Genomic DNA, 20,233 nt, shown 5'->3' on the forward strand with positions numbered 1-20,233 from the left:
GACTAATCTCTCAATCTTACCAAATCTAGCTACAATTATCTTCCTAATTGCTCCCTCTTCTCAACCCGTTGGCGTCGTTTGGGAGTGCAAAGATGCAAGCTTTATTTTTAAATACAATGGCTACACCTAAAAAAAATTGACTTTTTTTGAAAATATTTTATAAGTATTCTGTTTTTCAATAAGTTAAAATCGAAAATATTTTTCAGAAAAAATGATTAAAAAGTAATGACAAAAACTACTCAATTTTATCTAATTAGAATATTTATAAAAAAACAAAAAATAAACATGTTGTGTTTTTTGTAAGAATTAATCTAAGCCTAGATAAAACTAAAATATCCAAGCCACTCATTGAAAGTAACTTGGATATTTACGACTTACTGATGCGTAGATGCCTAATAATTTAGCAATTGTATCATATCATCAGATATTTCTACTTCTCTTCCTTCTTTACTCATCCAATATTGGAATTTTTCTAATCGGTTATAAGGATTATATAGATCTCTTAATGAGAAAATCATGCCCATGTGCTGTTTGGCAATTTGAGTTGGTTGGTTATCTATACTGAAATACCATTCGCTATTTCGTCCTGCGTCTTGCATTTCATTTATTAAGATAAGCTTGTCATTATCATTCAAAGCATCGTATCTTCTTTCAAAGTAATTCAGTTCTGCTTCTTTAAATAACATCACAAGTCTTTTAAACTCCTCTTGTCTATTGGCTTTCTCTGCTTCCTGCTTTATCTTCTGTTTTTTCTCTTCTACTTTCTTCTTTTTCTGTTTGGTATAACCTTGATGTTGCTCGAACAGATTTTTCGTACTAAAGTATGCCATACTTCGTACTATTACTTTTTTATCTATCAAAGCATTGAAACAATCTTCTACTAATTCCCTCCCGTTGTTTTCTACATAAGTATCTATTTCTATTTCTATGGTATTTATTTCTGGTTTCTCTACTAAATTAATCTTCTTGAAGAGTGTATATAAGTATGTATTATTATTCTCGGGTTGTTCTTCTTGCTTCAAAGGTTCTTTCATTTCTGAGAAACTTTCGAATTCAATCATTCTAATAGCATCGTCGTCGGTTGATGAGGCTTTCTTTTTTAACTTAATGAAAAACAATAATCCTGTTATTTTAGGGCGTAGTTTATCAAGGTTCGTTCCTTTTTTTTGATAAGTAATAAAGATGTCTGTTTTATCATTGATTTCTTCAATGGCTGGGATGAGTACTCTTTTCTCAAGATTAGAGAATTTCAAATATCCACTGGTATTGTATTCAAATTGAATTTTGAAGCGTTCAATGTCTATTTCATAGAAGCCTTTGTTTAACCAAGACTTGAAAAATGGATATAATTTAATCGATTGGCTATTCTGTAATCTAAAGAAGTTCTCTTTCAAGAAACTAAAATTCTCTCTTTCATTTACTTCAAGAATCTTTTGAGCTAAATCTCGCACGATAAAAAGCTGTATTTTACCAGAACCTTCGTCATGAATCATTTGAGAAATAATCGTCGTACTTACTTCTAATTTTCCTTCACGCCACTTTAATAAAGTCGTTTGAAGCATTTCAGCACTTTCTATCAAATAATTATAGCCCTTTTTATGGGTTACTCCTATTCTTTCTAAAAAGTCTTTAATATGAATGGTAAAGCAAACACTTTCGTTTTGCTCCATTCCGAACAAATGTGAGGGCTTTAGACGAGAAGCTATTTCAATGAATAGTTTTCTTGTATAAATATCATCTACCGAAACCGATTCATTCTTAGAAATTCTTCTGATGAATTTGGGATTAGCTAATGGATTGTTGAAAATCAGGTAATCTGGATTATTCTGAAATAATTCAATACTTAAGCTTGGTTCTAATTCATTTTTCATCTGCATATTGGTTACCTAATTACAAAACTAATTTCTTTTGGCAACTTTACAAAAAAATGTTTCCAAATAGTATCCTTTTTTAATAGCATATTTAGGTCGTATTTTTAATAGACAAAACCAAAGATTATCATTCGAAAATCTCCTCTATATAATTACTTACCTACAATTTGTTGCCTAATAAAATATGAATTAATCAGGACGAAAAGCTCATATTTCATAAGAATACCTACAATTTGTTGCATAATTAAGATATTTGATAGACTTCATCTCTTTCTAAAACATGGAATTGGTTTAAAGTAGCAAAGAATTGATGTACGATGATATTAAAGAGAGTATATAGACTAGCATATCTGTATTTTACCTACAATTTGTTGCTTAATTAGTCGTAAAACATCATGTAAAGCTTATATCATATTTTCACCTACAATTTGTTGCTTAATTCAAGTAGAAAAGCAACAAATAAAGCCTCAAAATACACCTACAATTTGTTGCCTAATTGATAGAAAGGAAGACCATATTTACTTTAGGCTTGATAAACAAAATGGATAAATAGAAAGGATGAAAAACGCTTTTTGAAAAGCATATTTTTAAAAGTGAAAAATATGCTTTTACCTACATTTTGTTGCCTAATACTTCAAAGCAAGAAGATTATCGACATTTCCAAGTTTTTTTCTAGTAATTTGTACTCAAACCTACAATTTGTTGCCTAACGATTTTATAAATATCTATAAATCATTAACTTAAAGAATATTGATTTTATTCATAATCATCGTTTACCTACATTTTGTTGCTTAACACCTACAATTTGTTGCCTAATACCTACAATTTGTTGCTTAATTACCTACAATTTGTTGCCTATCACCTACAATTTGTTGCCAAACCACCTACAATTTGTTGCCAAACCACCTACAATTTGTTGCCAAAATATGATATAACAATCTGATTTTCAATTGATTACAGAGGTACTAAAAAATATATTAAAAAACTCTTTTAAAAATATATTTAAAAAAGCCTCTCTCAAAAAATAAAAATTGAGAGAGAGATTTTTTAATTTTTATTTTTTACAAAAAACGTTTGTATGAAATTTTATGCTTTTTGTAAAATTTTGCATAATATATCATGCAAAACCAGTACATTTGATAATATTTTCATTTCAAATCATTATATAAATGTTGACTCAAGAATTATTATTGAGATTTCTCAGAAGAAGAAATGCCATTTCAGTGGCGACATTAGAGAGAGAAGCAGGACTGGCGAAGGATACTTTAGCCAAAGCATTGAAAGGTGAACGTAATTTAAGTGAAAAGCATTTAGAGCTACTTTTGCCAGTGGTTACTTCTTATGGGTTTTCAATTGATTTGTATGAAAAGGCTAGAGTAGTTTCGGTAATCAATCATAAAGGGGGAGTTGGTAAAACCACAACGACAGGATATTTGGGTGAAGCAATTGCCAAAAAAGGCTTTAAAGTATTAATTATTGATTTAGATCCACAGGGAAATTTGAGCCAAATTTTTGATGTACAGATTCGTGATGAGCAACAAGTTTATACAAGTTTGGTGAAATTAGCCGATTTACCCATCTATAATATTGGTGAAAACTTAGACATTGCCCCTTCTGATATTGAATTAGCAAAAGCTGAAACAGAATTAGTAAATAAAGTAGGAGGAGAGCAACGTTTGAAAATATTGATTGCGAGATTGAGTCAGAATTATGATTTCATCTTGATTGACTGTCCGCCGTCATTGAATATTCTTACGATGAGTGCGATGCAGGCTTCTAATAGTTGCTTAATTACTCTTTTGCCTGAAATGTCGGCTTTAAAAGGCTTAAACACTTTATTAGAACGCATTTCGGAAGCTCGTCAGATATTTAATCCAGCTTTACAAGTGGATGGAATTGTGTTTACGATGGTTAGGAAAAATACCGTTCACGATGGTATTAAAGAGACTGTGAGAAGTATTTTCCCGCATACCAAAGTATTTGATAAAGAGATTAAGCACTTGATTGCTTTTCAAAAAGCACAGATAGAGCAAATTCCTATCAGAACGTTTGACAAAGATTCAGAAGCGGCAAAATGCTACGAAGAATTTTGTGACGAATACTTATCATTATTTTAAATCAGTTAACATTTTAGAAAATGGCAAAGAATATCAAAATGTCGATTGCTGAAAAAGCGAGAGTAGCTATCACAAATAGTAGTTTTTCACCCTTGGAATCGATTAAACAGAATATTACTGTTCTTGAAGAATTAAAAAGCTTTATTCCGCCACTGTTAGATGCCGAATTGGCACAACTAAAAGCTAATTTATTGGCAAATGGCTGTAAAGACCCTTTGTTGCTTTGGGAAACTACCAAAGATGTTATTGGTCTAGGAAGCAGAGAAGAGCCAGCTTATGTGTTAATTGATGGACACAACCGTTACGGAATTTGCAAGGAATTTGGGATTACTTTCAATGTTCAATTATTGTCGTTCAATTCTTTTAAAGAAGTAAAAGAACACATGATTGATTTGCAATTGGGACGAAGAAACTTGAATGCACAGCAGGCTTCGTATTTACGTGGATTACGCTATAACACTGAGAAAAACGATGTTATTGATAATTTACAAGGCAAAAAAGAGGAAATAGATTCAGATGGTCAAAATGTCCATTTGGAGAAAGAACCTAAAATTACCACTGCTGAAAGATTAGCAAAAGAGTATAACGTTGGTGAAAAGACAATTAGAAGAGATGCCGCTTTTGCCGAAGGATTAGAAAAACTAACACCTACACTTCGTAATGAAGTACTTTCGGGCAAGAAGAAAGTTGACAAAAATAAAATTCAATTATTAGCAAAATCGAATGAAGAAAACCAATCAATTGATGATATTGAAAAAGTAGATGAAATTTTACAACAAGTAACAAAAGAGAAAAGTACAGAGAATAATCAAATTGATATTGCTCAAGAAAAATATAACAAAGTTTTAAGTACGATTAACGAAGCTTATCAAACCAGAAGTATTCAAGCTTTTGAAGCAGTTGAAATTGCTTTACAAGAATTCAAAATGATATTAAACTAAGTATTTGTCAGATGGTCAAAATGTCCATTAGGAAAAATAATTGACCAGATAGAAATTAATGAATTTTAAAAAAAAGCTCAGATGGACATTTTGACCATCTGAGCTTTTTCGTTTTACTTCTTTAAAATTCCGTCTAAAACTTTCAGTTTACCGTCGATTTTATGCTCGTATTTTAAGCCAAGAATTTTGCTAATCATTGGATAAATATTCACGTTTTCAAATCCGTCAATTTTTGTTTGTGATTTAAAAGCTGGTCCCCAAGCAAAAAATGTTGCGTGCATATCCTCCAAAGCTGGGTCGAAACCGTGTTTGCCTGGGGTAGTTGATTTTCCCGTAATGCCAAATACTTTTGGTAAATGCGGTACAAGCAAAATATCACCAATACGATTATACTTGTCGTCTTTTTTTGCGTAATGCCAACGGCTTGGAATATCTTTCTTCAAATACACATCAAAATCTTTCGCTTCTTTTTTCAAGGCTTTGTAAGTTGGCAAAATGTCTTTTTTGTCTTTTGCATAAAGCTGGAGTAAAGCATCGCCACGAGGAATGATAAATTTGGTGGGGTCAATCGCAGCAGGTAAAAGCATTGGATGTTCGTTTTCAACTTTAGTCATTCCGTGGTCAGAAACAAAAACAAAGTTTATTGGCAAATGAAGTGAATCTACCGTAGCTACGAGTTTCCCAATACTTTTATCGACAAAATGTACGGCTTCTTCAGTTTCTTTTGAATCTGGTCCATAAGTATGTGCTTCGTGATCTACTTCAGGAAAATAGAAAGTAATAATATGCGGACGTTTATCTTCTGGCAATTGCAACCAGTTTTTTACCGTTTGGATACGAGTATCAATATCAATTTTCTCGTTGTAATTGTAATAATAAGTAGGCAAAATACCTTGAATATTACTTTCAGAAGCCACCCAATAAAAGCTGGCACTGAGCATCTGTTGTTTTTCTGCCAAAACCCAAAGTGGCGTTCCGCCATACCAAGAGCCATCGGCAACGGCTTTTTTATTACTCATTCCATAATTTTCTTGGCGTTGAGCATCATAAAATGAATTATCAACCAAACCATGATGAGAAGGATACATTCCTGTAACGATGCTATAATGGTTTGGGAAAGTAAGTGATGGAAAAGAAGGAAGCATAAACGAAGCCGTTACGCCATCATTACTTAGTTTACGAAGATTTTTTGCTTGATATTTATCAGTAAAATCTGCCCTAAAACCATCTGCTGAAATTAATATAACATAAGGTTTTTGCTGCTGTTCTTGGCTATTTGTACGGTTTGGAATGATTTGCTGTGTTAAATCCTGAGAAAAGCCATTGTACAAACACAAATATGAAAGAACGAAGAAGAATAGTTTTGTTGATTTTTTCATTTGAAATACTATCAAAAATTGATAGGCTTTAAAATTTGTTGAAGTGAATTGATGATTTGTAAAATCTGTAAAAGCAATTTAGCCCATAACTAGTCAAAAATCAAAAACTTGTTCTTTTCCTTCATCAAATCGGCACAAAAATCAAATTTAAAATATCGAAGCACATCATCGTTACATTAAATGTTTGTTAAACTTCTGTGTGGCGTACAAATTATGAGAAGTATCAAGTGGAAATTTGAAAGATTTTTTATTTGATATTCCTTATGAATTACTTCAAACATTACTTCCTTTTTCGTTTTCTGAAAAGCTTTTTGCTAATCATTCTTTTTCTGCCCAACATTTTTTCACAATCGCTTAAACAAGACGAGAATGAAAATATTGGATTATTCTCGCATAATCCAGACGCTACTTTTAGGCTGTTGAAAGAAAAATATACGAAAGCCAACGAGCAGAAAGATGCCGTACAGGCAGGCATTTACTTGCAACAAATGGGACAAATCTGTTATCATTTTGGGCATTATCCGCAGGCTTTGGATTTTCATTTACAAGCCGGTAAGCTATTCAAGGCGAATCAGAAGAAAGATTTATTGGCAGAAAACTTAAACGATTTAGGTGTTTTGTATTACTATAATCGTCAGCGAAAGCTTGCTCGCCAACATTACGATGAAGCTTTTGCTATTTATAAAAGTAATCAGAATGACTTGGGCATGGCGAATACTTTGGGTAAAATCGGGCAATTGTACGAAAAACAACAGAAGTACGATAGTGCCTTTACCTATCAGCGACAAGCGATGAGTCATTACCAAAAAATCAATAATCGTCAGGGAATGTCTAAGATTTATGAAAATATCGGAAGTATTTATGAAGATTTAGCACGCTACGATTCGGCTTATTTTTATTATCAACAAGCATTTGTAGTCAATCAAAAAACTAAAAATCACATTGCTCAAATTGAAGTACTGAATAATTTGGGCGATGTTTTGAGGAAAACAGGAAAGCTAAAAGAGGGTTTGGGGTATTCAAAAAAAGCCTTGGATTTGGCTTTGGTTTCTAAGGAAACGTATCAATTATCGGGTGCTTATCGAGACATTGCGAAAGGATTTAATTTAATGGGTCGGAATGACAGTGCTTTTCATTATTTAGAATTAAGTCGAAAAACGGCTTTGGATATTTACGACGAAAACAGCAATAAACAACTGGCTTTGCTACAAGTGATGTACGACATTACGAAAAAAAATAATGAAATAGAGCAACTGAATAATGCCCGAAAGACGAATCAAATTATTGGTTTTGCCATTGGAATTGTTACGATTTTGTTGGCAGCTTTGGCAACGGTTATCATTAGTCGCCAGCGTTTGAAAATTAAGAGTGAACGTTTTTTGAATGAAGAAAAAAATCATGTGTATGAAACACAAAAAACCTTGATGGAAGTAGCTTTACGCAACAAAGTATTGGAAGAAGAAAACCTAAAAAATCTGTTGGAAATTAAATCAAAAGAATTGAGTTCGCATACGTTGCACGTGATTCAGAAAAACCAATTGCTTGAAAAGCTCTATCACCGATTAGAAGAAATGATTAAAGACGACCGCCGAGACCCCAAACGTCAGCTTCGACAAATCATGCAGGAAATCAACCAAAGTTTTAATCACGACCAGTATTGGGAAGAATTTAGAGGAATTTTTGAACAAGTACACCAAAGCTTTTTTGATAAACTAAAAGCTACTTCCGATAACCTTACGGCAAATGATTTACGATTGATTGCTTTGCTAAAAATGAATCTTACTTCTGCCGATATTTCTTCCCTCTTGGGCATCTCTCAAGATAGTTTAAGAGTAGTTCGATACCGATTACGAAAGAAATTAAACCTTGCTCAAGGTGATAGTCTTTCGGCATTTATTCAAGCTTTATAAGTGCTTAATGATTTAGAAATGTAACGGTAACAATTTGATAATGTATCGAAAGTCAATTTTTATATTACTGAAAATCAGCTACTTGTATTGTGTTTGTTACTCTTGTTGCCTTCTTGTTTATGGGCTTTGTAACGCTGTTGCTTTTTTGTAACGCCCAAAATTTGCTTCTGTTCTGATTGTATTTGCACCTTTGTCTCATCAAAAAAACGAGTGCAAATAAATTTTTATTTCTCTTACGAGTAAAATATCAGCAAGTGAAATAAAAGCAATACAAAGAAAACATGAACAGAATTTACAGCCTAATAAGTTGTTTTATCCTACTGTCATTTACCGCTTTTTCAGGAACATTTAGTGGAAAAGTAATCGACAAAGAAACAGGAGAACCTTTGATTGGAGCGAATGTAAGATTGGATAAAAAAGGCTTTTATGATGCCACAGGTTTAGACGGTTCTTTCAGCATCAAGCAATTGCCAGCAGGGAAATATCAAATAAAAATTAGCTATGTTTCATATCAGAGTGTCACCAAAGAAATCACGATTGGCAAAGAAGACCTTTTTCTAAGCTTTAGTTTAGAGCCAGACGTAAAACAGTCTTTGAATGAAGTAGTAGTAAGAGCCAGTGCCGATAAATCAACCGAAAATTCTGCTCGTTTTTCAGAACGAAAAGCCAATCAGTTGATGAATATTGTTTCGGGAAGAGCCATAGAAATTTCACCAGATTTGACGGTGGCAAATTTAATCCAAAGAGTATCGGGCGTTTCTATTGAACGCAATAGCAATGGCGATGGACAATACGCCATTTTGCGAGGCATGGACAAGCGTTACAATTATACTTTGGTGAATGGCATCAAAATTCCAAGTCCCGACAATAAGTATCGTTATGTGCCTTTAGATATTTTTCCTTCAGAATTGTTAGGACGATTAGAAGTATTCAAAACCTTAACGCCTGATTTAGAAGGTGATGCCGTTGGCGGTGTAGTAAATATGGTGATGAAAGACGCACCAAATCAGTTAGAAATCAAAGGAAATTTGGCAGGCGGTTATAATGAATTATTTATGAATCGTGATTTTACAAGTTTCAATGCCAGTCAGATTCAGCAATTATCGCCTTATGAATTAAACGGAAATACTTATTCAGCCACAGCCAAAGATTTTCCAAAAGGAACACTAACACTTCAAAGCAAAAAACCTATTCCAAACCTTGTAGGCGGTTTCTCTATTGGAAACCGCTTCCTACAAAACCGTTTGGGGGTAATTTTAGCAGGAAGTTATCAGAATACTTATCGTGGCAGTAATAGTAAATTTTACTCTTCAACGGTGTATGATACCGAAAGAACGTCAAGAATTACCAGTTTGGCAGAACGCCAATACTCTGAGCGTCAGGAGCGTTTGGGTTTGCACGCTAAAATAGATTTTCGCTTGAACGAAAACAATAAAATTCAATGGTACAATGCCTACATGAATTTGCTGAATGAACAATTGCGTGATACCAAAACCACAGAATACTCTTCGGGTGGCTACGACCCCGAAAAAGGAAATGCAGGCTTAACTTTCGGCATTCGTTCAAGAGTAACCCAACAGCAAATTTTCAACAGTACTTTGCAAGGAACGCATCAATTAAACGACAAATTAAAATTCAATTGGTCGGCTGTATATTCTACGGCCTCAAATCAAACGCCAGATAATACCAGTTTTAGCGTATTGGGTAAAAGAGAAAATTTTGTAGAAACGAAAATCTATCCGCAACAAAGTAGCCGACGTTGGGAACATAACGACGACCGAGATTTAGCGACTTACTTGAATCTAACTTATTTAAGTGAATTGAAAGGTAATCCATTGGAAATCAGTACGGGCGTATTGTATCGAGATAAGCAAAGAAATAATTTTTATAATAATTACATCCTACAACCAACCAATCTTTTGGCGGTTTACGGAAAAGATTTTAACAGCTACGACGAAGTAAATTTTACCGTTCAAAATCCAAGAGGAACAGTCGCTTCTGCTTTGAATTATGATGCTACTGAAAAAATTGCGGCAGGGTATTTAATGGCAAAATTGAGTACAAAAGCTACGCAAATTATCGGTGGAATGCGGGTAGAACATACAGACCAAGGTTATCAAATGCTTTTTCCATTGGGCGAACTTCGTCCTTCGGGCAATCAGGTTTATACCGATTTTTTACCAAGTTTGAATATCAAGCATAGTTTGAGCGACGCTCAAAACCTGCGTACTTCTTATTTCCGTTCAATCAATCGTCCTGGATTTTTTGAAATAGTACCGGGAAAAGTCGTAAACGAAGAATTTCAAGAAAGAGGAAATCCAGATTTACAGCGTGCCATTGCGGATAATATTGATTTACGATACGAGTACTTTCCCAATCCAACAGACCAAGTAATGGCAGGGATTTTTTATAAGGCAATCAAAAATCCGATTGAATATACTTTACAAGTAGATGAAACCCGTGGGCAAGATGTTTTTTATACGCCCGGTAATTTCGGCAATGCCAATAATTATGGTTTTGAATTAGATGCCATCAAGTATTTTAAAAACTTCGGAATCAAAGCGAATTATACTTATACCAACTCTTCTATCACCACCAAAAAGAATATCAGAGTGCGTGATAATGCAGGGAATTTGAGTTCTATTTCCGTCAATCAAACTCGTCCACTTTATGGACAATCAGAACATATCGGTAATTTTTCTTTACTCTATAAAAATAATAAAACAGGTTGGGATGCCCAGTTAGCGGCTTCGTACACAGGAGACCGTATCAATACCGTTTCGCAGTTTTTAGACAATGATTTGTGGCAAGAAGCCTTTATTCAAATGGATTTTTCGGTAGAAAAGAAACTCAACGACCGCTGGGTGATTTTTGCCAAAGCCAACAATTTATTGAATACGCCCATGCGAGTTTTCATTAAAAATACCAACCCCGTAAACAGTAATATTCCAGATCAAGCCAGCAGTAATGGCAAAACTTTGATTCGGGAAGATTTTTATCAAAGAAGTTATTTAATCGGCATAAAATTCAAATACTAAAACAAAATTTTAACATTTATCCTTATCATGAAAAATTCAAAAATGTTTGTGGGCATCTTTTTATTGATGACCTTGTTCGCTGCGTGTAGCAAAGACGACAATACGACAACACCAGTTGTTGAGCAGTCGGTAACAGGTGAAGTATCAGGTACTTGGGCAAAAGGCTCTATCATTCAAGTAAAAACAGATATTATCATTCCAGCAGGAAAAAGCTTGACGATTGAAGAAGGCGTAACCGTAGTAATGGATACAACGACTAAGCCAGAAATCATCGTAAACGGTAATTTGTATGTGTTGGGAAGTACGGCGAGTCCAGTGAAATTGACCGTTCCAGAAGGAGCAAGAATTACCAAAAACAAATTTGGTAAATTATGGGGCGGAATTTTGGCTTCAAAAACTTGTTCTGAATTAGTAATCAGCAATGCGATTTTAGAATATGGCGGAGCAGTAACGACAGAATCTTCAACTTCTGTAAAGCAAGGTTTATACAAAGCCGTTAGCGGTGAATTCGACCCAGCAATCTGGTTTTCAAATACCGCAGGAAAATTAGTGATGCAAAATTCAACCGTTCGTTTTTGGCAAGACGACTGTACTTATTTGGAAGGAGGAAGTATCATTTTTACCAATAATACTTTTCATACAACGGGCGAAAGCGGTGGCGAAGGCATTAATATTAAATCAGGTTGTGTGGCTGACGTTGCCTATAATTTGATTTACAGCACTAACACAAACGCTTTGAAATTATCAAATTCTGGCGACCGTACTCCACAAGCTTATGTGGTTGCTTACAACAACACGATTGTAAACACAGGCTGGAGAAGACCAACGATTAAAGGTGGTTCTATCTGGTTAGAAGCAAGTGTGCGTGCAGAATTGTACAATAATTTGATGGCAAATACTCGTTTCGGTATCAAAAGAGATGTGAAGAAACCAGAAGATAGTCGTTCTAAGGCAAGTAATTCTTTGTATTATTCGTATTCTCAAGAAGGAGCAACGCAATTCCAACCAAGTGCTGAAATCTTAACTGGAACAAACGATATTATCAGTAATAAAGCAGGCGATAACGACCCTAAATTTGTGAATTATCCAGTAAGTACGAGTCAATCAAATGCAGATTTCTCTACTTCTTGGGATTTTCACTTGGCGACAGGTTCGCCAGCCTTGAACAAAGGAATTACTACTTTCACCAGAAATTTCAAAGACGGAATTACGATTAACGGACAAACCTACAAATCGCCAGAACCAGCTTCTTATATTGGTGCTTTTGGAGTTAAATAATTGTGAGTTAGTGAGTTGTTATTGAGTGAGTTAGATATTGAGTGTGTTAGTGATTGAGTGAATTAGTGATTGATAAAATAATAATCAAACAAATAACAATCATTGAATTTTTGATGAGTTATTAACCTTTTAATCACTCAATCACAACTCACTAACTCACTCAATATCTAACTCACAATTAAAAAAAAGATAAATAATGAATCATCGGTTTTTAACCATTTTTTTGCTTGGCTTTTCGCTTACTGCTTGTAAACAAGTAGCAGTTCAAACAAAAACTAATAACAGCGAACAACAGGTTATTCAGCCTACTTTTATCACTGAACCTGTAAAACACGATACCGACGACCCAGCAGTTTGGATTAATCCACAAGATGCCAGCAAAAGTCTGGTGATTGGTACAGATAAAGACATTGACGGAGCTTTGTATGTGTATGATTTACAAGGAAAAATTCAAGAAGATAAAGTAGTTCGTAACCTGAAAAGACCTGATAATGTGGATATTGAGTATGGTTTAAAACTCAATAACAAAGCCACAGACATTGCAGTAACAACAGAACGTTTTACGCATAAACTCCGAATTTACGCTTTGCCAGACATGAAACCTGTTGATAATGGAGGCATTGAAGTTTTTGAGAATGAAACAGGAGCAGAGTTTCGTGATTTGATGGGCATTGCCTTATACAAAAATAAAGCAGGGGAAATTTATGCGATTGTCGGAAGAAAATCTGGTCCAACAGATGGTACTTATCTTTGGCAATATTTGCTGGAAGATGACGGAAAAGGACAAGTAAAAGCTACTTTAGTAAGAAAATTTGGAGCTTACAGTGGCAAAAAAGAAATAGAATCCATTGCCGTTGACGACGAGTTGGGTTATATCTATTATTCTGATGAAGGCGTTGGCGTAAGAAAGTATTTTGCTGAACCTTCAAAAGGTAATCAAGAATTGGCTTTATTTGCGACTACAGGTTTTACAGAAGACCACGAAGGAATTTCTATTTATCAGACTTCCCAAGATAAAGGCTATATTTTGGTTTCCGACCAAGGAGCAAACCAATTTCATATTTTTAGTCGTGAAGGAACAGCTCAAAATCCACACGAGCATACTTTATTGAAAGTAGTAAAAGTAAAAGCCGTACAAAGCGATGGCTCAGAAGTAGTTTCTGTACCTTTAAACAGTACTTTCAAAAAGGGATTATTCATCGCCATGAGCGACGACCGTACTTTTCATTTCTATAAATGGGAAGATATCGCAGGAAAAGAACTGAAATAAATGTTGAGTTTGGAGTGCGGAGTGATGAATGACAAATAAGTTTTACTCTTCGTTCTACACTCCAAACTTAGCACTTAAGGACTTTTAGTTTTTATTGATATTAACAACTCTATGAGCTTCTACCAACAAGGCAATCTCTTCCATCATTTCTAATACTTCGTCAATTTCGCTCTCTTTCCACAAAATATAATAGTTTTTCAAGGGCGTTCGCATCATAAATTCTTTGCCGTGCGAAGTCCAGAAGTCAAGAATACCAACTCTGTTTTCTAACATTTCCTGAAAAGCACCAAATTCAAATTCATTGAGAATGAATAAGGAATTTTTGTATGCAAGATTGTACTTCCTGCAACATGGACAATAGCCAATATAACCGTTTTCATTTTCGGTTAATGTATTGAAATCGTGTGAATTTTCCATAAAAATAGCTTTTAGCAAGAAGTATTGAACCTTAAATTTCCGATATTATATCCAGAATTTAAGAAAAACTACCACCGCAAAGCAGTGGCAGTTTATGCAAGAGAGTGATGTCTTTTACTCTCTCATTGAGCGATTCAATATGATCAGTTAAACTTTGTACTCGCTTCAGGTTGATACACATATCTGAAAGTATAATAACGAGCAGCATCAGTGGCAGCAGGCGTTGTTGGAGCACCTTTGTAATAGCTCAAAATTTCTACTTTTGCGTATTTCCCTTCCGCTGTTTTGATTAAGATTACTTTCCCAGCAGTTGGTGAAATAATCCCATTTGCATAACTATACCAGCCATTTCCAGAACCTGTCGGAACAGCAAATGCTGTTTTTGAGTCTTGTGCAAAAGTAGCCGATGCTGGCACTTCTGTAATTTCATTAAAAATGCCGTTTAGCACTACAGCAGCGGCTTGTCCGCTACCCGAAGTTCCACCGTTTGTGATGATTGTCGTTGCCTTAAAACCAATGTCCCATTTCAAACTTGCAGAGTCTGTACTTGCTACGATACCGTTTTTAAAACTAAAAAAAGTATATTTTCCTGTGCTAGTTGGCTGTCCGTTTGCTCCAACAGAAGTGGTTGGGTCGGCGGGTAAATCTTTTACTGTTTCAGATTTTACAGGTTGTACTACAACGTCATCGTCTTTTTTGCAAGCAGAAAAAAGTGTACTAATTACTAAAGTTGATAAGGTAAATTTTTGAAAAGAATTCATTTTGTGTAAGTTAATTGTATGATAATGAAAGCTTTGAGCCTTTAGCTCAAAGCCATTTAATTTGATGTTAAGATATTTTCTCGCATTGATAACCTAAGCCTGCAAGAGCATTAATGATTTTTTCACAAGGTGTAAATTGTTCAGATACAATTTTTAAAATCTTGTTCACATCGTGAAAGTCAATGTTGAAATTGCTAATTCCGATTGACTTGAGGGCGTCCCAAATGGCTTGTATGCCAATAGGAGAGGCAATGTTTGTTTTAAACACTAATGTTTCCATCTGATTGATTTTATTGTTTAGGAGTTAAATACAAGTCCATTAACCATCTTTGAGCATCGGAGCGATTTTCAAAAATATTTACAGGACAGCCATAAGTACGTTTGGCTAAATATTGTACAATATGGTGATAGACGTTTGCCATGAAAAAAGATTTTGTAACGATTGCAATGCCAAAACACTGTTTTGAAAACTCTCTACGATAATGTTTGAACCAAGTAGTTTCTAGTTTGATGACACCTCTTTCACGACAAAGATTTCCTTCTGGATAATCGAAGAGTAAACCGAAGTTCTCATTTTTACCAATTAATTTACTCATTTCTGATAAATAGCCTCTGGTATCTTCCTGAGTAGTTTTTCCGCTGATTTTCATCGAAAAAACAGGGCATTTAAAATGCGTTTCAATCTGTACCATTGGCTTAGTTGTTATGAAGTGTATTCTTGAAAATTAAGTCTAAATCAATTCTTTCACAGGCTGTGTGCAATACAAATAAAAACTCATTCATTTCGGTATTACTTAAACAAATTCCTGATGAAAATACATCTGTTTGTATTGATGGAATATCTCTTAAATTGCATAATTCTATGACATAAAATTTTTCGGCATGAGGTGCTTCTTTTAATTTTTTCAAAAAACGAATCATTGAAATCCATTCAAAAGTCATCAATGTGTTTTTGAATTGAATTTGTATTTCATTACAGCACTTGCATTGCCAAGCACTGGCATTATCTGTTTCGATTAAAATGATATGTTTTTGTTGTATCTCTTTCATCTTGATAAAGTTTAGTAGAAAGCTTTTTAAAAACAGCCTTGATATTCAAGACTGTTTTTGTACCATGTGAACGAAAAGAAAAAATAAAAACTAACTGTATTAGAAATGGCTATGATAAAATTGTAGTCATTTACTATATTCTCGTGAATTCCAAGTCTTCCCACACATTAAAATCCACCACTATTGTTCTGTAATCTTGTGTTTTTCAAGGTTTATTCCTACACTTAACCAAATGAGTCTTCCAGCTAAATTTGGAATGTTTTTAGTATCTGTATAACCAAGTGCATTATCAATCCCAGCTTGTACTCTGAATTGTTCTTTGAAGGTTTTACTGGCAGAAATATTCCAAGTAACATAACCTTTTACAAATTCATTGTCAACATCGGCAATTCCATTTCCATTATAATCAGCAAAACCGTATCTACTTCTATAAATCCCTCTTAATGAGGCTGTTAATCCATTTTTTGTGTTTTCGTAGAATACTTTAAAATTAGCTGAATGACGAGAACGATTGAAAAGTCCTTCATAATCAGATGCTTTTACTCTTTCGGTTATCAATGTTTCAGGGTCACGTCTGAAAAGCTCACCTTTTTCAATTTTGTCAACTACTTCTTTATCTTTTGCTTCCAAAAATTGGTAACCAGCACTTAGCGTAATGGGCGATTGTTGGTTTGCAATCGTATAACTAGCATCCAATTCAATGCCTTGCGTAAAAGCTTTGGTGAGATTCATGTAACTAAAAACACTTTGTCCGTTAGTTTTCAGTGCAACTGCTTGGGTTTGAATCAAGTTTGAAATATCATTTCTAAAAGTATTTACTTTGATTTTCAGTCCATTATCTAAATCAATTTTTCCACCAAAATTATAAGCAAGTGAACTTTCAGCTTTTAGTTCTCCGAGTTTAGTCACATCAAATAATACTTCTGAAATCTGGTTTTCGGCTTGTAAACGAGCCAAATTCAAGGCGACTTCTTGCGTACCAAACACGCTATAACCAGCCACAGCGTTGGTGAAATTAAGATACAATTGTCGGAAATCTGGGGCTTTGAAACCCACTCCAACAGAGCCGTTGAGCCTTACCTTTTTAGATAAGTCGTAAGCCACCGATACTTTGGGGCTAAACTGTGCTTTGTAAGCGGAGTGAGCGTCAAAACGACCGCCAACTGTTAGGTTTAGAGCTTTCACCAGTAAGTTTTCGTACTGAAAGAAACCATAATTGGTTTCAAATCTTTTGGTATCGTCGTATCGAGTAGCTTCTACACTTTCCCAAATTTTACCGCCGCCCAGTGTTAAAAATTGTTTTTTCCCTAAAGCATAATCCACCTGAATTTCGGGTCTTTGGAAGGTTTGAGAAAAGTACGTAGCATCATATACGTTATTGTCTTTCTGATATAAAAGCTCAGAATTGGTTTTGTAATGCGTATTATAAAATCTGAAAACTGCTTTTAGGTTTTGATTGAAGGCAATTCTCAGATTTGGGTTAATGTTCCAATCTTTTACAGAACCCGTTCCAGCGATTTGGTCACTTCCAACCAGTAAACTACTTTGTTGATTTTCAATATTATATCTTGTCGAAATATTCAAACTAATATTTTTAGAAAAATCATAAGTAAACTTTGGTGTAATGGTATAATTCTGGAAAGGCGAAACAGTTGCTCCAAAAGTTTCAGGCGTAAAATCGTAACCGCCAGAAGCATAACGATTTAAAAAAAGGTTAAAACCCGATTTTTTCGTTTTCATGCTTAAATTTCCAGCTAAATCACTTGTCTGATTCGTTCCGTATCTTGCAGAAAAAGAACCTTTTGTACCACTTGGTCTTTCAGTAATAATATTCACCACGCCAGCCAACGCTTCAGAACCATACAAACTTGACGACGGCCCTTTTACAATTTCAATCTGTTTAATGTTGGCAACCGCCAATCTTGATAATTCTAGAGTACCAGCCGTTCGCCCAACTAAAGGTTCTCCATCCAAAAGTATTAAAGTATAATCTGGATTAAAACCTTGAATTTGAATACCTTGTCCGTGATCATTCACGATAAAAAGTCCTGTTTGTTCTGCCAATACTTCGCTTAATCGCAATGAACCCATTGCCCGAATCTGTTTCTGCCCAATCAGTGTTACAGGCATGGGGACAGCATTTAAAGCTCTTTCATTGCGAGTAGCGGTTACAACAACTTCATTCAAATTACTTGTTTTTAAACTATCATTTACAACATGTTTTTGTTGCCCAAACATGTTTAAAGTCCAAAATATTAATAGTAAGGAAATTAACCCTTTCATAAGACGTGTTGATAATGAGCAACCTTTTTCGGGTCTCAGTTTTCTAAATAGTATTTTATTGATTATATAGGTTTCGATGAAAATATTGAAATTATCTTTAAAAATTCCTTCAAGGTTTAACTTATAACTCTTGTTTCTTACAGTCATAAAGTCTTCAAGTCCAAGCCATTCATCTTATTTCTTGCATCTTGACTCTTGCTTCTTCAAGTCCAAACCCTTCGTGTTGTTTCTAGCATCTTGTCTCTTTCGTCTCCAAGTCCTCAAGTCTCCCAGAGTAACATGACAAAGGTAAATGATTATTTAGAAACATTCCAAATAAAAACTGAAATTATTTTGAATTAGTCTAAATAAATACAATATTTGCATCGTCAAATAAGCATTTGCAAGTATTTCGTAAATAATCCTTATTAAAATAGTATCATGAAAAAACAATTATCAAAACACGTTATTCGTCTGATATTCAGTAGTTTTTTAGTATTTCATAGCGTGTTTTCATTTGCTCAGAAAACAGCCATAATAAAAGGAAAAGTATTTACAAGTGACGGTAAAGCAGCAGAATTTGTAAACGTATCGTTGAAAGGCACAAACAAAGGTGTAGTAGCAGACGAGAACGGTTATTATGAAATTAAAGAGATAAAACCCGGAAAATATACAGTACAAGCGAGTTTTGTAGGATTGGACTCCTAATCAAATATAGTAAGATTGTATGCAAAATTTTAAAAAAATCATCGGAAAGATTCATCTTTGGCTTGGGCTTGCGTCTGGTATTGTGGTGTTTATTGTTTCCATTACGGGTTGTTTATATGCTTTTCAAGAAGAAATTCAAGACTTTACTCAGCCTTTTCGCTTTGTGGAAGCTCAGAATAAAGCATTTTTAGCACCTTCTAAGTTAGAAGCAATTGCCAAAAAAGCTTTGCCAAACAAACAGCTTCATGCGATAATGTACTCGGCAAATGAACGAGCAGCTCAGGCTATTTTTTATCATTACGAACCATCTTATTATTACATTGCTTACTTGAATCCTTACACGGGTGAAGTACTGAAAATAAAAGATATGGATAGCGATTTTTTTAGAATTGTACTCGTCGGGCATTATTATTTGTGGCTTCCGCCCAATATTGGTCAGCCAATGGTGGCGATTTTAACTTTGATTTTTGTCGTAATGCTGATTTCTGGTATCGTTTTGTGGTGGCCAAAAAACGAAAGTGCCGCCAAGCAACGTTTCTGGTTTCGCTGGAAAAACACCACAAAATGGAAGCGAAAAAACTATGATTTACACAATGTATTAGGTTTTTATTCCGCTTGGATTGTGCTGATTATCGCTCTAACGGGTTTGGTTTGGGGCTTTCAATGGTTTGCCAATTCGGTTTATTGGCGTTTGGGAGGCGAAAAATCGACCGTTTTTTCTGAAGTATATTCAAACACTAAACAGAAAACAGCCTTAACAGCACAATCGCCAGTCATTGATAGAATTTGGCAGAAAATGATGGCAGAACATCCCGATGCTAAAACGATGGAAGTGCACATTCCCGAATCAGATTCTGCTTCAATAAATGTCAATATTAATACTGAAATCGGGACAAACTGGAAAATTGATTACCGATACTTCGACCAATATTCTTTGAAAGAATTATCGGTCAATCACCTTTACGGCAGATTTCACGAAGCAAAATTGGCTGAGAAAGCTATCCGAATGAATTATGATATTCATGTTGGAGCAATTTTTGGTTTTGCGGGAAAAGTACTTGCCTTTTTAGTGAGTTTGGTTGCTGCAAGTTTGCCCATTTCAGGTGTATTTATTTGGTGGGGGAGAAGGAAAAAGCAAGCCACAGCTACTGCCAGTAGCAAAGTATATAGCTAAAAGCTTGGTTTTGTTTTGAATCGTTTATCAAAGTAAAGTTTATTAAAAATCAATTAT

General features: G+C 34.5%; 16 protein-coding genes. 8 read left to right on the forward strand and 8 right to left on the reverse strand.

Features of this window, described 5'->3' with window-relative positions; genetic code table 11:
* Positions 1 to 392 precede the first annotated feature (392 nt).
* Positions 393 to 1,871: a replication initiation protein gene (locus HNP25_RS10690; RefSeq protein ID WP_184134036.1), complete on the reverse strand. Its 1,479-nt coding sequence runs from the start codon at positions 1,869 to 1,871 to the stop codon at positions 393 to 395.
* Between the two features lie 1,169 nt (positions 1,872 to 3,040).
* On the opposite strand from HNP25_RS10690, the gene HNP25_RS10695 reads away from it, so the two are divergent.
* Positions 3,041 to 3,988 carry a ParA family protein gene (locus HNP25_RS10695; protein ID WP_184134037.1) on the forward strand — a complete coding sequence of 316 codons (948 nt, stop codon included), beginning with the start codon at positions 3,041 to 3,043 and terminating at the stop codon, positions 3,986 to 3,988.
* Positions 3,989 to 4,008: 20 nt separating this feature from the next.
* Positions 4,009 to 4,929, forward strand: a complete 921-nt coding sequence (locus HNP25_RS10700) for a ParB N-terminal domain-containing protein (protein ID WP_184134038.1) — start codon at positions 4,009 to 4,011, stop codon at positions 4,927 to 4,929.
* A 113-nt stretch (positions 4,930 to 5,042) separates the two neighbouring features.
* Here HNP25_RS10700 and HNP25_RS10705 read toward each other — a convergent pair whose 3' ends face one another.
* Positions 5,043 to 6,308, reverse strand: coding sequence for an alkaline phosphatase family protein (locus tag HNP25_RS10705; protein WP_184134039.1), 1,266 nt, complete (start codon positions 6,306 to 6,308; stop codon positions 5,043 to 5,045).
* 263 nt (positions 6,309 to 6,571) lie between these two features.
* On the opposite strand from HNP25_RS10705, the gene HNP25_RS10710 reads away from it, so the two are divergent.
* From HNP25_RS10710 to HNP25_RS10725, 4 genes are all read left to right on the forward strand, one after another.
* Entirely contained in the window at positions 6,572 to 8,218 is a 1,647-nt protein-coding gene (locus HNP25_RS10710) for a tetratricopeptide repeat protein (protein WP_184134040.1), read from the forward strand.
* A gap of 281 nt (positions 8,219 to 8,499) precedes the next feature.
* Complete coding sequence (locus HNP25_RS10715; protein WP_184134041.1) at positions 8,500 to 11,256, forward strand: TonB-dependent receptor; 2,757 nt, start codon at positions 8,500 to 8,502, stop codon at positions 11,254 to 11,256.
* A 27-nt stretch (positions 11,257 to 11,283) separates the two neighbouring features.
* The gene (locus HNP25_RS10720) at positions 11,284 to 12,534 is read left to right on the forward strand and encodes a right-handed parallel beta-helix repeat-containing protein (RefSeq protein ID WP_184134042.1); all 1,251 of its coding nucleotides are present in this window, start codon (positions 11,284 to 11,286) and stop codon (positions 12,532 to 12,534) included.
* A 196-nt stretch (positions 12,535 to 12,730) separates the two neighbouring features.
* Positions 12,731 to 13,804, forward strand: a complete 1,074-nt coding sequence (locus HNP25_RS10725; RefSeq protein WP_184134043.1) for a phytase — start codon at positions 12,731 to 12,733, stop codon at positions 13,802 to 13,804.
* A gap of 84 nt (positions 13,805 to 13,888) precedes the next feature.
* Here the strand turns inward: HNP25_RS10725 and HNP25_RS10730 are convergent, their stop codons facing one another.
* The 6 genes from HNP25_RS10730 to HNP25_RS10755 all read right to left on the reverse strand — a co-directional run bounded on the left by HNP25_RS10730 (position 13,889) and on the right by HNP25_RS10755 (position 18,270).
* Positions 13,889 to 14,221 carry a DUF6686 family protein gene (locus HNP25_RS10730; RefSeq protein ID WP_184134045.1) on the reverse strand — a complete coding sequence of 111 codons (333 nt, stop codon included), beginning with the start codon at positions 14,219 to 14,221 and terminating at the stop codon, positions 13,889 to 13,891.
* 143 nt (positions 14,222 to 14,364) lie between these two features.
* Positions 14,365 to 14,982: an HmuY family protein gene (locus tag HNP25_RS10735; RefSeq protein ID WP_184134046.1), complete on the reverse strand. Its 618-nt coding sequence runs from the start codon at positions 14,980 to 14,982 to the stop codon at positions 14,365 to 14,367.
* 67 nt (positions 14,983 to 15,049) lie between these two features.
* Positions 15,050 to 15,262, reverse strand: coding sequence for a hypothetical protein (locus tag HNP25_RS10740; RefSeq protein WP_184134048.1), 213 nt, complete (start codon positions 15,260 to 15,262; stop codon positions 15,050 to 15,052).
* 10 nt (positions 15,263 to 15,272) lie between these two features.
* Positions 15,273 to 15,674, reverse strand: a complete 402-nt coding sequence (locus HNP25_RS10745; RefSeq protein ID WP_184134050.1) for a SpoIIAA family protein — start codon at positions 15,672 to 15,674, stop codon at positions 15,273 to 15,275.
* Positions 15,675 to 15,678: 4 nt separating this feature from the next.
* Positions 15,679 to 16,032, reverse strand: coding sequence for a hypothetical protein (locus tag HNP25_RS10750; protein ID WP_184134051.1), 354 nt, complete (start codon positions 16,030 to 16,032; stop codon positions 15,679 to 15,681).
* Positions 16,033 to 16,212: 180 nt separating this feature from the next.
* Positions 16,213 to 18,270 carry a TonB-dependent receptor plug domain-containing protein gene (locus HNP25_RS10755; RefSeq protein ID WP_184134053.1) on the reverse strand — a complete coding sequence of 686 codons (2,058 nt, stop codon included), beginning with the start codon at positions 18,268 to 18,270 and terminating at the stop codon, positions 16,213 to 16,215.
* A 465-nt stretch (positions 18,271 to 18,735) separates the two neighbouring features.
* On the opposite strand from HNP25_RS10755, the gene HNP25_RS10760 reads away from it, so the two are divergent.
* Positions 18,736 to 19,002 carry a carboxypeptidase-like regulatory domain-containing protein gene (locus HNP25_RS10760; protein WP_184134055.1) on the forward strand — a complete coding sequence of 89 codons (267 nt, stop codon included), beginning with the start codon at positions 18,736 to 18,738 and terminating at the stop codon, positions 19,000 to 19,002.
* A 19-nt stretch (positions 19,003 to 19,021) separates the two neighbouring features.
* On the forward strand, positions 19,022 to 20,176 hold the full coding sequence (locus HNP25_RS10765; RefSeq protein ID WP_184134056.1) for a PepSY-associated TM helix domain-containing protein: 1,155 nt from the start codon (positions 19,022 to 19,024) through the stop codon (positions 20,174 to 20,176).
* Positions 20,177 to 20,233 lie beyond the last annotated feature (57 nt).

Source organism: Arcicella rosea, assembly GCF_014204325.1.
Classification (GTDB): Bacteria; Bacteroidota; Bacteroidia; order Cytophagales; family Spirosomataceae; genus Arcicella; species Arcicella rosea_A.

Coding starts and splice junctions, on each gene's coding strand:
- HNP25_RS10715 (WP_184134041.1), top strand. CDS start 8,500: ATGAACAGAATTTACAGCCTAATAAGTTGTTTTATCCTACTGTCATTT.
- HNP25_RS10720 (WP_184134042.1), top strand. CDS start 11,284: ATGAAAAATTCAAAAATGTTTGTGGGCATCTTTTTATTGATGACCTTG.
- HNP25_RS10690 (WP_184134036.1), bottom strand. CDS start 1,871: ATGAAAAATGAATTAGAACCAAGCTTAAGTATTGAATTATTTCAGAAT.
- HNP25_RS10735 (WP_184134046.1), bottom strand. CDS start 14,982: ATGAATTCTTTTCAAAAATTTACCTTATCAACTTTAGTAATTAGTACA.
- HNP25_RS10760 (WP_184134055.1), top strand. CDS start 18,736: ATGAAAAAACAATTATCAAAACACGTTATTCGTCTGATATTCAGTAGT.
- HNP25_RS10755 (WP_184134053.1), bottom strand. CDS start 18,270: ATGTTTGGGCAACAAAAACATGTTGTAAATGATAGTTTAAAAACAAGT.
- HNP25_RS10740 (WP_184134048.1), bottom strand. CDS start 15,262: ATGGAAACATTAGTGTTTAAAACAAACATTGCCTCTCCTATTGGCATA.
- HNP25_RS10700 (WP_184134038.1), top strand. CDS start 4,009: ATGGCAAAGAATATCAAAATGTCGATTGCTGAAAAAGCGAGAGTAGCT.
- HNP25_RS10695 (WP_184134037.1), top strand. CDS start 3,041: ATGTTGACTCAAGAATTATTATTGAGATTTCTCAGAAGAAGAAATGCC.
- HNP25_RS10750 (WP_184134051.1), bottom strand. CDS start 16,032: ATGAAAGAGATACAACAAAAACATATCATTTTAATCGAAACAGATAAT.
- HNP25_RS10730 (WP_184134045.1), bottom strand. CDS start 14,221: ATGGAAAATTCACACGATTTCAATACATTAACCGAAAATGAAAACGGT.
- HNP25_RS10710 (WP_184134040.1), top strand. CDS start 6,572: ATGAATTACTTCAAACATTACTTCCTTTTTCGTTTTCTGAAAAGCTTT.
- HNP25_RS10765 (WP_184134056.1), top strand. CDS start 19,022: ATGCAAAATTTTAAAAAAATCATCGGAAAGATTCATCTTTGGCTTGGG.
- HNP25_RS10745 (WP_184134050.1), bottom strand. CDS start 15,674: ATGGTACAGATTGAAACGCATTTTAAATGCCCTGTTTTTTCGATGAAA.
- HNP25_RS10725 (WP_184134043.1), top strand. CDS start 12,731: ATGAATCATCGGTTTTTAACCATTTTTTTGCTTGGCTTTTCGCTTACT.
- HNP25_RS10705 (WP_184134039.1), bottom strand. CDS start 6,308: ATGAAAAAATCAACAAAACTATTCTTCTTCGTTCTTTCATATTTGTGT.